Genomic DNA, 13,666 nt, shown 5'->3' with positions numbered 1-13,666 from the left:
CGGAACACCGCCGCCGCGATGGCGCAGGTCCCAATCGCCGTTCGTCGCGCCTTCAGCCGCCGCGGTCAGCGACAGGCTCTCCACGATGAGCTCGCTTGTTTCGTAGACCTTCCTGCGCTCGTTCCAAGCGGCGTCGGGATCGAATTCGATCCCGAGCGTCGAGGCGAGCATCGTCGCCGCGAGGTCTTCGGCGTAATCGCCGCTTTCCCGCTCCGTCATGCCGTAGCCGTGATGTTCCGAAATATAGCCGTAGAGCGTCGGCTCCTTCGGCCGCGCGAGGCCGATGCTCGCCGTGATGCGCCGCCCGGGCTCGTCGGTTTCGGCGCGCGCCAGCACCGTAAAGGTGATTTCGCCCGGCTGCAGCGTCGCGACACCGCGCTCGACGGGCACGAGATCGCATCCGGCCGGCAGGATGGACGACACGGCGACGAGATTCTGCTGTTCGATGTCGGCGTCGCGCAACGCATATTCGAACGCAGTCAGGCGATGGCGATGCACGCCGACGCCGCGCGTCAGGAATACGCATTGCGGAATGGGAAACATCGTATGCGCTCCGTCGCGGAAAGAGGCCATCGCCTCAATTAGGACTGGAAGGCCGTTCGGCCACAAGCCTGTCCGCAAACCTTCCTCTATGGCCTCGCGGTCGCGAAGCGGTTAGCATCGCCCGGCGGGCCGACGGCGCGCGATTCCTTGACGCAACCTATCTCCACGGCATGAAAATTTTGCTGCTCGGCGGCTCCAACGCCGGAATGCGGGAAGGCTGGGCCTTCCAATTGCAACGGCTGGCGCTGGAGCATGAGGTCGAGAATCGCTTTCTCGGCGCGGTGGGGTCGCTCTACGGCCTGATGACGCTTTTGAAGATGGAGCGCGCGGGCGCGTCTTCGCCGGACGTCGTCATCTTCGAATATTGCCTCAACGACGTCCTGCTGTTCGCGGCCGGCTGTCTGCGTCCCGCGCTCGTCGCCGACACGCTCGAGGCGATCGCGGCATGCTGCGTACGGCGTGGAATCCGGCTGATGTTGCTTTGTCTCGATCCGCGCCCGACGGAGTCCAAAGCGCTGCGCGCCGCAAGGGCGCGCGCGCGCGGCCTCTATCTTGAAGCGGCGAAGCGATGTGCGACGCCCGCCATATGGCTCGAGGACATCCTAGGCGAACCAACGCGCGCGCATTATCAGGACGAAAACCATCTGACGGTTGAAGCCTCCGCGAAAGTCGCCGCCGATATGCTCAGGAGAATCGACGAGGCGCGGATTCCCTTGGCGCATGACGCCGAAATCCGCTTCGATTACGTGGACGCGACCCAAGCGCGACGAAGCGGCGCATGTGAGCTTCGTCACATTGAGTCGAAGGTCTTCGAAGGCGACTTCATTCGACTGAACCGGCCCGGCGCATGCCATTGGCCGGGAAACGGCCGTCTCGTCGCGCTGATGCTGCGTTCCGACGATACGAGCGGCGAATATCTCATTCGCGCGCCGCAATGCGCCTATCGAAAAAATCCACGCTCGCAGATGCAGGAGATCGTCGCCAATCTCATGCTGCTGCATTATGTGACGCGCAACATCGTCGCCGACTGCGGCGTCGAGATCGCAATGCCCGACGACGAAGCGGCGCTGAGACGCGCGCCAGAAGATGCGACGCTCCTCGCCATTGCGCCAACTGCGCCTTTCTTGAATCAGACTCTCGACATTCACGCCGCAATTTTTTGGCGGCCGCGATCGCTTGCGGAACGCATCAGTGCGTTGTTACGTCGCCGGTAAATCGCTGAACGCCGGCTATTTATTGCAGGCGGGCGTCGGTTGCAGCACGAGATCGGTCATCTCGCCGCGCAGCACGAAATCGCCGTAGTCGAGCTTTAAAGCGCGCGAGACGCCATTCTCGTAAAGGTCGAACGACAGGACATAGATCGGCGGGCTGTCTTTCTTGCCCAGATCAAAATAGGAAATCGCCACCGGCCAGCGACGCATGTTCTTGAGCTCGGTCGCGCGCGCCGCCTTTTCCTGTGGCGCCTCCTTCGTCGGCTTGCCGATGACCGTCAAAGTGTCAAACGCCTTTTCGCCGTCTCCCGTGCCGTCGAACACCCGCGCTTCGAGCAGCTGTTCGCCGGCGACGGCTTTCTCGACGATCTTGCGCAGATGTTCGGTCGGAAAAAGCATGGGGCCTGGCAGCTCCAACCGCGCGCGCTTCGGCTTGGACAGATCAATCGAGAGCTGGGCGTCGCCGGATTTTTTTTTCGCCTTTCCGTCGACTTCTTCGGCCCGCGAGTTGTTGATCCTGGTTTCCACCTTGAATCGGAAATCCGCGCCGTCGCCGCCCTCAAACGTCGCCGACCGCATGTCCGAGAGCTTAGCCGTCCCTTCCGAGGGCTGCAGCTCCGTGATCTGTCGGAAGTTCTGCACATAGCCCTCGCAGGCCGATCCGGCGAAATCAAAGGCGATGCGGCCGCGCGCCTGCGCCGGCGCCTTGGCGCCGCTCGTTTTCAACAGGCTGAGATCATAGACGGCGCGGTGGTTGGCGAGCGGCAATGCGCGCTCGGCGAACGCCTCGCCAACCGACATGCCCACGCAAGTTGCAGCGGCCAACGCGCGTAACCAAATCATCGGACCTCTTTCCGTGTGCGGCATATGCGACGCCATTGCGCCGTGCGGAGTACGAAACTAGGGTCGCGCTTCATTGGGAGCAACGACTTTCTCTTCGCGAGGCGCCATGACCGAATCGCCCGACACCCCGCTCGCTCGACTGAAAGAGCTGGGACTGACTCTGCCCCCTGCGGCCGCGCCGGTCGCCAACTATGTTCCATTCGTGCGCACGGGCGCCTTGCTGTTCATATCGGGACAATTGCCGCTCGGCGCCAATGGCGTCGATCCGGCGCATCAAGGAAAGCTTGGCGACGGCGTATCGCTCGAGGCCGGGCAGTCCGCGGCGCGTCAGGCGGCGCTCAACGTCCTCGCCCAGGCCCATGCCGCAATCGGCGATCTCTCGCTGCTGCGCGCCGTCCGGCTGGGCGGCTATGTCAATAGCGCACCCGATTTCGCCTCGCTGCCGCAGGTCGTCAACGGCGCGTCCGATCTCGTCGCCGCGGTGTTGGGAGAAAACGGCAAACATGCGCGTTTCGCGGTCGGAGTCGTGCAACTGCCGCTCGACGCCGCTGTTGAAGTAGAGGGCGTCTTCGAGATTCTCTCGTGACCGGGCGCGATCTTGCGTGGCTGACGGCGCGCCCGATTGCCCATCGCGGCCTGCACGACCCCTCCCAGGGGGTGATCGAAAATTCGATTTCGGCCGCGCGCGCGGCGATCGCCGCCGGCTTTGGCGTCGAATGCGACGTGCAACTCACAAGCGACGGCGAACTCGTCGTTTTCCACGATGAGACCTTGGAGCGCTTAACCGACGGCGTCGGGGCGATCGCGACGCATAGCGCGGACGCGCTCAGTCGTCTGCGGCTGCGCGGCGGCAATGACGCCATTCCTCGATTTTCCGAGTTTCTCGCCGCGATCGGCGGCCGAACGCCGCTCGTTGTCGAGATCAAGAGCGCCTTTGACGGCGATACGACCGTGGCCCAGCGCACGGCGCAGGCCTTGGCGCGCTACGACGGACACGTCGCCATCGAAAGCTTCGACCCAGATCAGATTGCCTTTCTTCGCGCGCGCGCCGCCGCGCTCGGGATTGCGCAGCGGCCGCTCGGCGTCGTCGGCGAGGCGCATTACGGCGACGACGACTGGCCGCAGCTCTCGACCGCGCAGCGCGCGGAGCTCACGCATTTCCTGCACTACACGCGCACCCTGCCGGATTTCCTGTCCTGGCGCGTGCGCGATCTCCCGCACGCCATTCCTCTGCTGCTGCGGGATGCGGTCAAAATTCCGGTCACGACATGGACGGTGCGCTCTCCGGAAATGGCCGCGCGGGCGCGCGCGTGGACCGATCAAATCGTTTTCGAAGGCTTCGCGCCGTAGTGCGCTCTCGCGCTCGACCCATGCGCCGCCGCGGCCGTCCAGGTCCCGAGCCGCGTTCGACGAGCGGCGAGGGCGCTATTCCGCAGCGACCAGCCCGTTGACGGGTTCGAGACCCCGCATGTCTTTGAGTTCGACGCGGATGTTGTAGTCGCTCGCCGCCTTGATGAAATCCTGAATGGTCTCCATGATGTCCTGATCAATGAAACCGGCGCGCGTCCCGTCGATCACGAGATAGCTGTCCTGTTCGATGCTCTCAAGGAAGTTGCGCAGCTGCGCCTTGTTGAGGAAGGACACGTCCTTCTGCAGGCGCAACAGATAATTCCGTCCGTCGCGCGTGAGCGTGAACGCCGAGTGATAGTTCGCGCGCAACACGAAGAATAGGCCCACGGCCATTCCAATCGCCATGCCCTTGAGCAGATCCGAGGAGAGAATGGCGCCGACGGTCACAGCGAAGGGCGCGAACTGGTTGAACCCCTTTTCATACTGCTGAACGAAGAGCTTCGGCTTGGCGAGCTTGTAGCCCGTCAAGATCAGCACCGCGGCGAGGCAGGCGAGCGGAATCATGTTGAGCACGCTCGACAAGAACATCGCGCTCAGCAACAGCAACAGGCCGTGAATGAAGGACGCCGCCTTGGAGTGCGCGCCGGCGTCGATATTTGCGGAACTGCGCACGATCACCGCAGTGATCGGCAGTCCGCCCAACATTCCGCTTACGAAATTGCCGACGCCCTGGGCCTTGAGCTCTTGATTGGTCGGGGCGACCCGCTTGAGCGGGTCAAGCTTGTCGACCGCCTCCAGGCTCAGCAGAGTTTCAAGGCTTCCGACCAGCGCCAAAGTCGCGGCGATGACATAGATTTGGACATCGAGCAGCCGGGTGAAATCCGGAAAGTTCAATTCGTGCGCGAAATCAATCGGTCCGAAAATCGCCGGCACGTTGACGAGATGCTGCGAGGCGATCGCCAGGGAGGGAAACAGCGTCTTCGCCACAATGTTGTAGAGAACGCCAAACAACACCGCGACCAACGCGCCTGGCAAGAGCGAGAGATATCGGTGTTTCTTGATCTGCGGCGCGTCCCAAAGAAGCATGATCCCCAAGGAGACGACGCTGACGATCACCGCGCCCGTTGAAATGGAATGGAACGCATCCCAGAGAAGCGAGAGATGCGTGTGGCTGTCATCTTCTAGGAAGGACAAGTCCGCCTCGGCGTCGGCGTCGTAGCCGACGGCGTGCGGCAATTGCTTCATGATCAGGATCAGACCGATCGCCGCGAGCATGCCCTTGATGACGGCCGACGGAAAAAACGCGCCGATGACGCCCGCCCGCAGATAGCCCATCGCCAGCTGCATCAGGCCCGCCAGCGCGACGGCGAGCAGCATCGCGTCAAAGCCGAGCTTTTCGACCGTGGTTGCGACGATGACCGTCAGGCCCGCGGCTGGACCCGAAACGCTCAACTGCGAACCGCTCAGAACAGAGACGACGAGTCCGCCGACGATCCCCGTGATGACTCCGGAGAAGGGCGGCGCGCCAGACGCGACCGCAATGCCGAGGCACAGGGGCACCGCGACGAGAAAGACGACGACGCCTGCCCGAGCGTCGCGATCGAGGTAGCGGAAGTAATAGTCGAAATGCCTCCTCAACACGCCCAGATTCTCCCCATTGGCGGCTTGCGCGCCGTCGCGTCGACTATGAGTCCTGGCCGCGGCGCTGCTGATAGATGACGTCGACGTCGCTCCCCGGCGGCAGCGTGACGAGCTGATGCAGCAGCCCATCGTCAAGGCGGAAGACCCAGCCGTGCAAAGTCGGACGTTGCTGCTCCTGCCAGGCGCTCTGCACGATGGAGAACTGCGACAAGCGTATCACCTGCTCGATGACGTTGAGTTCGGCGAGCCTGTTGGCTCGTTCCGTTTCCGAGTTGAGCGCGTCGATTTCGTCTCTATGCGCCCGATACGTGTCTTTGATATGCATGAGCCACTTGTTGAGCAGCGGGAGATCCGGCCGCTGGCGATCAAGCGCGGCGCGGACGCCGCCACAATTATAGTGGCCGCAGACGATGATATGCGGAACTTTGAGCACCTGCACGGCGTATTGGATGACGCTGAGACAGTTGAAGTCCGTGGCGATCACCTGATTGGCGATGTTACGATGCGCAAAAACGGCGCCCGGGCGCGCATTGACGATGATGTCGGCGGGCACCCGGCTGTCGGAACAGCCAATCCACAGAAATTCCGGCTTCTGAGCGGCCGCAAGACGGTCGAAATAGCCGGGATCGCGATCCCGCACTTCCTCAGCCCAGGCTTTGTTCTCAAGCAGCAGTTTTTCGTAGGATTGCATCCGACGCCCGTTTCTGATCGGCCGTTACGCTCAGAAGCGTTCCGGCTGCGACATCAATATGACAGCGACGGAAGCCGCTTGGAGCAGGAGCGCGAACTCATGCCTACACTCAGCATCGAAGCGCCGCCCTCGCTCAAGCAACAAGATTCTACGAAGGTCTCCAACGCAGGACAAGTCCGCCAGCCCATATTCAAATAGAGCCACGCTTGCGCCGGACCAAGCGGAAAGCGATCTTCCGCCGGCGACCTGTCGCCTATTTCGGTTGAACGGCGCATAGCTCCCGCCACACTTGCGGCAGCGCGGCGATAATATCGTCGGCGATGAGGCCGGGACCAAAAATCTCGGCGGCGCGGGCGTGCATCCAGGCACCGCAGGAGGCCGCAAGGAATCCGTCCATCCGCTGCGCGAGCAAGCCGGCGATAATGCCCGTCAGGACGTCGCCTGATCCGGCCGTGGCGAGCCAGGGCGTCGCATGAGGGAGGATCGAGGCGCGTCCATCGGGCGCCGCGACGACCGTGTCCGGTCCCTTGAACAGCACGACCGCGCCGCTGGCGCGCGCCGCCTCGCGCGACTTGTCGAGTTTCGAGCGGCAGTCGCAGCTGCAATCGCAAGCGGCGAAGAGCCGTGCGAACTCGCCCGCATGCGGCGTCATCACGACGGGACCAGGCGCGGCGCGCGTCGCGCGCCACAGCCGCTCCGGATCGTCGGCGAAGCTCGAAAGCGCGTCCGCGTCGAGGACGGCGGCGCGCCGATAGGCCTGCGGCGCGAGCGCGGTTTCGACCTGAGCGCAGCTCGCCGCGCTGACGCCGAGCCCCGGACCGATGGCGACGGCGTTCTTGCGCTCGTCGGCGAGGACCTTGGCGAGGCCGTTCGCGCCGTCCGCCGGCCGAACCATGACCGACGTCAGCGCGCTGGCGTTGACCGCCAGCGCTTCCGTCGGACTGGCCAGCGTCACGAGGCCTGCGCCGGCGCGAAGCGCCGCCGCCGCCGACAAGCGCGCGGCGCCTGTAAAGGAGGCGCCGCCCGAGACGACCAGCGCATGCCCCCGCGAATATTTGTGACCCTCGACCTGCGGCAGCGGCAGCGCCGCGCGCCAGAGCTGCGGCATGTTGGCGAACGTCGAGACCTGCAGCGCGCCAAGCGCCGAAGAGCGAATGCCGATATGCGCGCAAGTGAGCTGGCCGCAGTGCAGACGACCCGGCAGCAGCAGATGGCCGGTCTTCACACGAAAGAAAGTGACGGTCGCATCGGCCTCGACGGCCGCGCCGCGCACCGCGCCGGTCGTGCCGTCGACGCCGCTCGGAATATCGACGGCGACGACGTTCTGGCCGCTTTCGCGACGCCAGCGATTGAGGCGTCGAACCAGTTCGCACGCCTTGGGATCGAGATCGCGCGCGAGCCCGGTGCCAAACAGGGCGTCGATGACGAGATCCACGCCGTCGAAACTGCAATCGAGCGCGGAAGTGACCGGGCAAGGCCAGGCGGCGGCCGCCGTCGCCGCGTCGCCGCGCAATTGATCGAGCGGGGTGAGCGAAGCGACGCGCACTTTGTAGCGTTGCGCCCGCAAGAGCCGCGCAGCGACGAAGCCGTCGCCGCCATTGTTGCCGGGACCGCAGAGAACCAGCACCCGACGCCCGCTGGTGCGTTGCAGGATCTGGCTCGTCGCCCGCGCGATCGCCGCCGCGGCGCTCTCCATCAGCTTCATCGCCGGCACGCCGCTCTCGATCGTCAACCGATCGGCGCGAGCCATTTGATCCGTCGTGAGAATTTCGAGCGGGAGCGCTGAGGGCATGGCGCGATGGTGACCGATGGGCGTCGCCCGCGCAATGGGCGTCGCTCACAAGACGGTCACGCCGCTCGTTAAAACGGCGCCGCGTTCCGCTCCTCGTCAGATTCCGCTATGTCAGCAGGATGCTGACCGCCGTGCTCATCGCCTCAGATTCTCCCGAAGCGCCGTTGCGCCGCGAGACCGTGGCGCGCAGCCTCGGGTCGCTCGTCGAGTCCTGCGTTCAGGGGGTTGTCGCCGACGCTTTGATCATCTCCGCGCCTGGGCGAGGCCTGGACGGGATCGCCGATGAGGCTGGCTGCGCGCTGATCGAAACGCCGCACGCCGCCGACGGCGTCGCGCAGGCGCTGAAAATGGCCCGGCGCGACCATGCGTTCCTTCTGCTGGCCGGTTTCGTGGTCGAGCGCGGTTTCGCCGAGGAAACGCATGATTTTTTCGCCTATGGCGACAGAAGCCGGGCCAGGACGCTTCGTCTCGCGCCGGAATCCTTGGTGACCCGCATTGCGCCCCGACTGGCGCAGCCGGTCGGGCTCATCGCGCCAAAGAGCGCGCTCGCGGCTGCTGAAGGCGCAGATTTCGCGCGATTCGTGCGGAAACTGCGGGCCCGCGATCTGACGACCCGGGCGCGCCGCGTTTTCTAACCGCGCGGCGTCGCAGCTTCAGTAAGCGAATGTGTTGCAGGCGTCGATGCTGCCTGTGCGCATCCCCTTCAGCAGCCATTGGGTGCGCTGCGCCGAGGAGCCGTGGGTAAAGCTGTCGGGCACGACATAGCCGCGGGTCGCGCGCTGCTGCCGGTCGTCCCCGATCGCCTGCGCCGCGGCGACCGCCTCCTCGACGTCGCCCTCGTCGAGCATGGGGCTCTGCTTGTTGGCGTTATTGGCCCAGACTCCCGCAAGGCAATCGGCCATCAGCTCCACCCGAACCGACAGCGCATTCGCTTCGGAGCGGCTGCCGGCCATCTGCTGCGCCCGCTGTATCTTCGGCAGAATGCCGAGCAGGTTCTGGATGTGATGGCCCATCTCGTGAGAGATCACATAGGCGTATGCGAAATCGCCGCCGCCGCCGAACCGCCGCTGCATGTCGCGGAAGAAGGAGGTGTCGAGATAGATGCGCTGATCGAGCGGGCAGTAGAACGGACCCATGGCCGATTGCGCCACGCCGCAGCGCGACTGCGTATAGCCGTTAAACAGAACGAGCCGAGGCGGCTGAAAACGCACCCCCTTCTGCTCCGGCAGCACCCGCGACCAGACCTGCTCGTTGGACCCCACCACTTTTGCGACGAAACGCCCCATCTGGTCCTCAGGGGCGGCTTGCTGCGGGGCCTGCTGGCGAGGGAGAGCGACTTCGCGCGGCCGGCGCATATTGTTGATCATCTCGGCGCCGCCGATGAGAATCGCCGGATTGATGCCGAGCGCCCAGCCGATCAGCCCGAGCACCACCATCGTGCCCAGGCCGATGCCGCCCGCGCCGACGCGCGGCCCGCGCGCGATCATCGGCCCGTCGCCGCGACGATCCTCGATGTTTTCCGACGACTGGAGATCTTCCCACTTCATATCGCGCGCTCCGGACCCGCGCCCGGAGGCGCCACTCGATGAGCTATTTAAGCGAGCTTATAAGGTCTTGGTAGAGTGGAACAGGCCGATCGCAGCGCGCAGGCGGCGACCGCATTCATTTCGTGGCCGAAGCAGTACAAAGATATCGCCCTCGTCTCTTTCCAGAAACGGCAGCCGCCTCATGAGCAATCCTGAAAGTAAGAGCATAGCGCAATCAGTAGCAGGCATTGTTCACCATTATTTTATTTACATCATAGGCGCTTCATATATAGCGGCGGCGCTTTGGCCCGGGCTTGGTCTGCATATTCGGAGCATCGAATTCAGCCCGCTCGAGTTCTTTGGCGCGCCATTACATATTTCGCTGCCGACGATCATGCTGGCGCTGTTGCTGTTCAACGCGGGGCTCGCGGCCAAAACCGCCGACATCGAAAACATGCTGCGCCGGCCTTCGCTCTTGGCGTCCGGCCTGGCGGCCAATGTGTTCGTCCCGCTCGGATTTATCGTCGCCGCAAGCGGCACGCTCAAGGTCTGGCACAATCCGGAGGAGGTTCAGCAGATCCTCGTCGGACTGGCCCTGATCGCCTCCATGCCGATCGCCGGCGCGTCGACGGCGTGGTCGCAGAACGCCAACGGCAATCTCGCGCTGAGTCTTGCGCTCGTGCTGCTGACGACCATTCTCAGTCCGATCCTGACGCCGATTGTTCTCCACGGCGTCGGCTATGTGACGATCGGGGATTATGCCGAAGACCTGCATGAACTCGCCTCGGGCGGCGCATTCGCCTTTCTCGGCGCATGGGTGATCCTGCCGACGCTTTTGGGGATCGCCGTCAACCGAATTGCGGGTCAGGCCCGGGTCGTTGCGGCGGGCCCCTACCTGAAGATCGCCAATATGATCGTCCTGACGCTGCTCAACTACTCCAACGCAGCGCTGTCGCTGCCCAATGCGGTGGCCCACCCCGACTTCGATTTTCTGGCGGCCATTCTCGCCATCGTCGGGAGCCTGTGCATGGTCATGTTCGCCGCAGGCTACGGCATCTCCCGCGCCCTTAAGGCCTCTCGGGCAGACACGGTTTCGATGATGTTCGGACTTGGCATGAACAACAACGGCACGGCGCTGGTGCTTGCCTCAATGGCGCTCGCCGATCACCCGCAGGTGATGCTGCCGGTCATCTTCTACAATCTCGTCCAGCATTTTGCGGCGTCGTTCGTCGATCGCGCCGTGTCCCGCTAGGCTGCTGGCGCATGAGCGCTCAGGATGCTCATGGGCGCGTGTCGGGCGGTCAGGGGGCGCCCCATGCCTCGGGCCACTCGTCCCGCAGCCGGCCGCCGAGCCGCACCGGCGCAATCATGCCCGCGAGCCCATCCGCGCCGATCTCCGCGGCCACGGCGCAGAAGGTCGCCTCGCCGTTCGCCGGCTCGTAGCGCGCGCCTGGCGTCTTGCGCAGGAAGCGGCGGAGCGGCTCCTCCTTGTCCATGCCGACGACGGAATCATAATCCCCCGTCATGCCGGCGTCGGTCTGATAGCCGGTGCCCCCCGGAAGGATCTGCGCGTCGGCGGTCGGAACATGCGTATGCGTCCCGATCACCACCGACGCGCGGCCGTCGACAAAATGCGCCATCGCCATTTTCTCGCTCGACGCCTCGGCGTGCATGTCGATGACGATCGCGTCGCATCCGACGCCGAGTGGACAGGCGCCCAGCTCGCGTTCGATCGCGGCGAAGGGATCGTCGAGCGCCTCCATGAAGACTCGGCCGATCGGATTGACGACGAGCACCTGCTGTCCCCGCGCCGCCGTATAGAGGCCGGCGCCGCGCCCCGGAGTCCCGCGCGGATAATTGACCGGGCGCAGCAGCCGGGGCTGCCGCTCGATGAAGACGAGCGCCTCGCGCTGATCGAAGGCGTGGTTGCCGAGCGTGACGCAATCGACGCCGAGGCCGAGCATTTCGTCGCAGATCGCCTCGGTGATGCCGAAGCCGCCGGCGGCGTTCTCGCCATTGACGACCACGAAGTCGAGCGCCCATTTTTCGCGCAGTCTCGGGATAAAGCGCGACAATGCCGCGCGGCCCGAACGGCCCAGCACGTCGCCAATGAAGAGAAAACGAAGCGGCGGGGATTTCGACATGGGCCGTCATAGCCCGCGCGCGCAGCGAGAGCAAAGCTGAACAAAAGTTGCGCGACGACGCAACGTTTCATAACTGGAGCCGGCTGATGTAACATCCGCCGCATTGAAAGCTCCGCCACAAATGCAAGACGCCGCCGAACGCCCTGCCGTCCTGACGCAAACAGAAGCGCCGGCGCGGCCTTACGTCGTTTTCGAAGACAGCCGCAGCGGCGGACAGGCGCTGTTGTTCGACGAACCCGAGGAGATCATCGTCGCGCGCGCGGCGGAAGACGTCGCTCCGGCGTTCGAACGGATGGAGGCGGCGACTCGGCGCGGCCTCTATCTCGCGGGCTACGCCGGCTACGAACTTGGCTATGCCCTGGAGCCGAAATTCGCCGCGCAGGCGACGCCAAACGCCCGCACGCCGCTGCTCCTGTTCGGCGCGTTTCGGGCGCCGCGGCCCTGGTCGCTGCCGCCCGCCGAGAGCGCGCCGCCGGACGTCGCGCTTGCGCCTGCATGGTCGCAGGATGAATACACGGAACGATTCAACAAGTGCCGCGAGTATATTTTCGCGGGCGACGTCTATCAGATCAATCTGACCTTCCCGCTCTTTGGGCGCTATGAGGGCGATCCGCTTGCGCTCTATCGCGGCCTGCGCAAGCGCCAGCCGGTCGCCTATGGCGGCGTCGTGGCGCTCGAGGCCGAAACCGTCGTTTCGCTGTCGCCGGAAGTGTTCTTCGAGGCGCAAGGCCGCGCCATCCGCGCGCGTCCGATGAAAGGCACGGCGCAACGCGGCGCGCTGCCGACCGAGGACATGGCGCGCGCGCAATATCTTGTCGAAGACGAAAAGTCGCGCGCCGAAAATCTGATGATCGTCGATCTTTTGAGAAACGACCTCTCGCGCCTCGCCGTCGTCGGCACCGTCAAAGTCACCGATCTCTTCACCATCCAGACCTATCCGACGTTGCATCAGATGACGTCGGGCATCGAGGCGCGGCTTCGCGACGACGTAACGTTGAAGGATCTCTTCACCGGGCTTTTTCCATGCGGCTCGGTGACCGGCGCGCCGAAAATCCGCGCGATGGAGATCATCCGCGATCTCGAATGCGCCGCGCGCGGCGTCTATTGCGGGTCGGTCGGCGTCATCGCGCCCGACGGCGACATTCGTTTCAATGTCGCGATCCGCACGCTGACGATCTTTCCGGAAGGCGATCTTGTCTGCAATGTCGGCTCCGCCGTCGTCGCCGATTCCCGCGCGCGCGAAGAGTATGAGGAATGTCTGATCAAGGCGCGCTTTCTGGCGGGCGCGACGCCGACTTCGGCCTGATCGAAACGCTGTTGTGGACGCGCGGCGAGGGGTTTCGTCTCCTGCCCGAACATCTCGCCCGGCTCGCCGCTTCGAGCGCCGCGCTCGGCTTCGCCTATGACCCGGCGCGCGTTCGCGAGGCGTTGGCGGCCGCCGTGGCGCGCGCTCCGGGCGAGCGCTTGCGCGTGCGGCTGGTTCTTGCGCGCGACGGGGCGGTCGAATCCAGCGTCACGTTGATCGAACCCGTTCCGAGCGACGCCGTCTGGCGCGTCGCCGTCGCGCCGCGACGCTTTTCCTCCGCCGATCCGCTGTTGCGGCACAAAACGACGCGGCGCGCGCTGTACGAAGATTCGCTCGCCGAGGCGGCCCAGCGCTGCGGGGCCGACGAAGTCGTCTTTCAAAACGAGCGCGACGAGCTGTGCGAAGCGGCGCGCTGCAATCTGTTCGCGCCTCGGGGCGACATCTTGCTGACCCCGCCGCTGTCTTGCGGCCTGCTGCCTGGAACGCTGCGCGCCGCGCTGATCGCGCAAGGCCGCGCGCGCGAATCGATCCTGAGGCTCGAGGATATTTCAGGGTCCGAATTTTTCCTCGGCAATTCGGTGCGCGGGCTGGTTCGGGCGCGGCTCATCGACTGACGTTC

At 64.7% G+C, this 13,666-nt stretch carries 14 protein-coding genes; 7 read left to right on the top strand and 7 right to left on the bottom strand.

From position 1 onward, the window contains the following. A partial coding sequence (locus AB7F41_RS13430; protein WP_428406615.1) for a pyruvoyl-dependent arginine decarboxylase occupies positions 1-543 on the bottom strand: 543 nt, incomplete at its 3' end. 170 nt (positions 544-713) lie between these two features. Here AB7F41_RS13430 and AB7F41_RS13425 point away from each other — a divergent pair. Further along, entirely contained in the window at positions 714-1,757 is a 1,044-nt protein-coding gene (locus AB7F41_RS13425) for a hypothetical protein (RefSeq protein WP_428382002.1), read from the top strand. Between the two features lie 15 nt (positions 1,758-1,772). On the opposite strand, the gene AB7F41_RS13420 is transcribed toward AB7F41_RS13425, so the two are convergent. Continuing rightward, positions 1,773-2,597, bottom strand: a complete 825-nt coding sequence (locus AB7F41_RS13420) for a cell envelope integrity EipB family protein (protein ID WP_428382000.1) — start codon at positions 2,595-2,597, stop codon at positions 1,773-1,775. Positions 2,598-2,703: 106 nt separating this feature from the next. Here AB7F41_RS13420 and AB7F41_RS13415 point away from each other — a divergent pair, with 106 nt between their 5' ends. Together AB7F41_RS13415 and AB7F41_RS13410 are read left to right on the top strand one after the other, a co-directional pair. After that, the gene (locus AB7F41_RS13415; RefSeq protein ID WP_428381998.1) at positions 2,704-3,183 is read left to right on the top strand and encodes a RidA family protein; all 480 of its coding nucleotides are present in this window, start codon (positions 2,704-2,706) and stop codon (positions 3,181-3,183) included. Beyond that, positions 3,180-3,947 carry a glycerophosphodiester phosphodiesterase family protein gene (locus AB7F41_RS13410; RefSeq protein WP_428381996.1) on the top strand — a complete coding sequence of 256 codons (768 nt, stop codon included), beginning with the start codon at positions 3,180-3,182 and terminating at the stop codon, positions 3,945-3,947. The genes AB7F41_RS13415 and AB7F41_RS13410 overlap by 4 nt, the downstream gene beginning before the upstream one ends. Positions 3,948-4,022: 75 nt before the next feature. Here the strand turns inward: AB7F41_RS13410 and AB7F41_RS13405 are convergent, their stop codons facing one another. From AB7F41_RS13405 to AB7F41_RS13395, 3 genes are all read right to left on the bottom strand, one after another. After that, a complete protein-coding gene (locus AB7F41_RS13405) occupies positions 4,023-5,588 on the bottom strand; it encodes a SulP family inorganic anion transporter (RefSeq protein ID WP_428381994.1) in 1,566 nt (521 codons plus the stop codon). Between the two features lie 43 nt (positions 5,589-5,631). Further along, positions 5,632-6,279: a carbonic anhydrase gene (locus AB7F41_RS13400; protein ID WP_428381992.1), complete on the bottom strand. Its 648-nt coding sequence runs from the start codon at positions 6,277-6,279 to the stop codon at positions 5,632-5,634. 253 nt (positions 6,280-6,532) lie between these two features. Continuing rightward, positions 6,533-8,071, bottom strand: coding sequence for an NAD(P)H-hydrate dehydratase (locus AB7F41_RS13395; protein WP_428381990.1), 1,539 nt, complete (start codon positions 8,069-8,071; stop codon positions 6,533-6,535). 131 nt (positions 8,072-8,202) lie between these two features. Between AB7F41_RS13395 and AB7F41_RS13390 the strand changes: the two genes are divergently transcribed. Continuing rightward, entirely contained in the window at positions 8,203-8,706 is a 504-nt protein-coding gene (locus AB7F41_RS13390) for a transposase (protein WP_428381988.1), read from the top strand. 18 nt (positions 8,707-8,724) lie between these two features. On the opposite strand, the gene ypfJ is transcribed toward AB7F41_RS13390, so the two are convergent. Then, entirely contained in the window at positions 8,725-9,618 is an 894-nt protein-coding gene (ypfJ, locus tag AB7F41_RS13385) for a KPN_02809 family neutral zinc metallopeptidase (RefSeq protein WP_428381986.1), read from the bottom strand. Between the two features lie 181 nt (positions 9,619-9,799). On the opposite strand from ypfJ, the gene AB7F41_RS13380 reads away from it, so the two are divergent. Then, complete coding sequence (locus AB7F41_RS13380) at positions 9,800-10,849, top strand: bile acid:sodium symporter family protein (RefSeq protein ID WP_428381984.1); 1,050 nt, start codon at positions 9,800-9,802, stop codon at positions 10,847-10,849. A gap of 49 nt (positions 10,850-10,898) precedes the next feature. Here AB7F41_RS13380 and AB7F41_RS13375 read toward each other — a convergent pair whose 3' ends face one another. Further along, positions 10,899-11,741 carry a TIGR00282 family metallophosphoesterase gene (locus tag AB7F41_RS13375; RefSeq protein WP_428381982.1) on the bottom strand — a complete coding sequence of 281 codons (843 nt, stop codon included), beginning with the start codon at positions 11,739-11,741 and terminating at the stop codon, positions 10,899-10,901. A gap of 121 nt (positions 11,742-11,862) precedes the next feature. On the opposite strand from AB7F41_RS13375, the gene AB7F41_RS13370 reads away from it, so the two are divergent. Then, complete coding sequence (locus AB7F41_RS13370; RefSeq protein ID WP_428381980.1) at positions 11,863-13,047, top strand: aminodeoxychorismate synthase component I; 1,185 nt, start codon at positions 11,863-11,865, stop codon at positions 13,045-13,047. Beyond that, positions 12,996-13,661, top strand: a complete 666-nt coding sequence (locus AB7F41_RS13365) for an aminotransferase class IV (RefSeq protein WP_428381979.1) — start codon at positions 12,996-12,998, stop codon at positions 13,659-13,661. The genes AB7F41_RS13370 and AB7F41_RS13365 overlap by 52 nt, the downstream gene beginning before the upstream one ends. Positions 13,662-13,666: the final 5 nt, after the last annotated feature.

The sequence above is a fragment of the Methylocystis sp. genome, assembly GCF_050251305.1.
Taxonomy (GTDB): Bacteria; Pseudomonadota; Alphaproteobacteria; order Rhizobiales; family Beijerinckiaceae; genus Methylocystis.
The sequence above is the reverse complement of the archived record's forward strand: the minus strand, read 5'-3'. Positions and strand labels throughout refer to the sequence as shown.

Excerpts from the sequence above, each read along its gene's own strand:
- AB7F41_RS13425 (WP_428382002.1), top strand. The coding sequence starts at position 714 with ATGAAAATTTTGCTGCTCGGCGGCTCCAACGCCGGAATGCGGGAAGGC.
- AB7F41_RS13420 (WP_428382000.1), bottom strand. The coding sequence starts at position 2,597 with ATGATTTGGTTACGCGCGTTGGCCGCTGCAACTTGCGTGGGCATGTCG.
- AB7F41_RS13415 (WP_428381998.1), top strand. The coding sequence starts at position 2,704 with ATGACCGAATCGCCCGACACCCCGCTCGCTCGACTGAAAGAGCTGGGA.
- AB7F41_RS13400 (WP_428381992.1), bottom strand. The coding sequence starts at position 6,279 with ATGCAATCCTACGAAAAACTGCTGCTTGAGAACAAAGCCTGGGCTGAG.
- AB7F41_RS13395 (WP_428381990.1), bottom strand. The coding sequence starts at position 8,071 with ATGCCCTCAGCGCTCCCGCTCGAAATTCTCACGACGGATCAAATGGCT.
- ypfJ (WP_428381986.1), bottom strand. The coding sequence starts at position 9,618 with ATGAAGTGGGAAGATCTCCAGTCGTCGGAAAACATCGAGGATCGTCGC.
- AB7F41_RS13380 (WP_428381984.1), top strand. The coding sequence starts at position 9,800 with ATGAGCAATCCTGAAAGTAAGAGCATAGCGCAATCAGTAGCAGGCATT.
- AB7F41_RS13375 (WP_428381982.1), bottom strand. The coding sequence starts at position 11,741 with ATGTCGAAATCCCCGCCGCTTCGTTTTCTCTTCATTGGCGACGTGCTG.
- AB7F41_RS13370 (WP_428381980.1), top strand. The coding sequence starts at position 11,863 with ATGCAAGACGCCGCCGAACGCCCTGCCGTCCTGACGCAAACAGAAGCG.
- AB7F41_RS13365 (WP_428381979.1), top strand. The coding sequence starts at position 12,996 with ATGTCTGATCAAGGCGCGCTTTCTGGCGGGCGCGACGCCGACTTCGGC.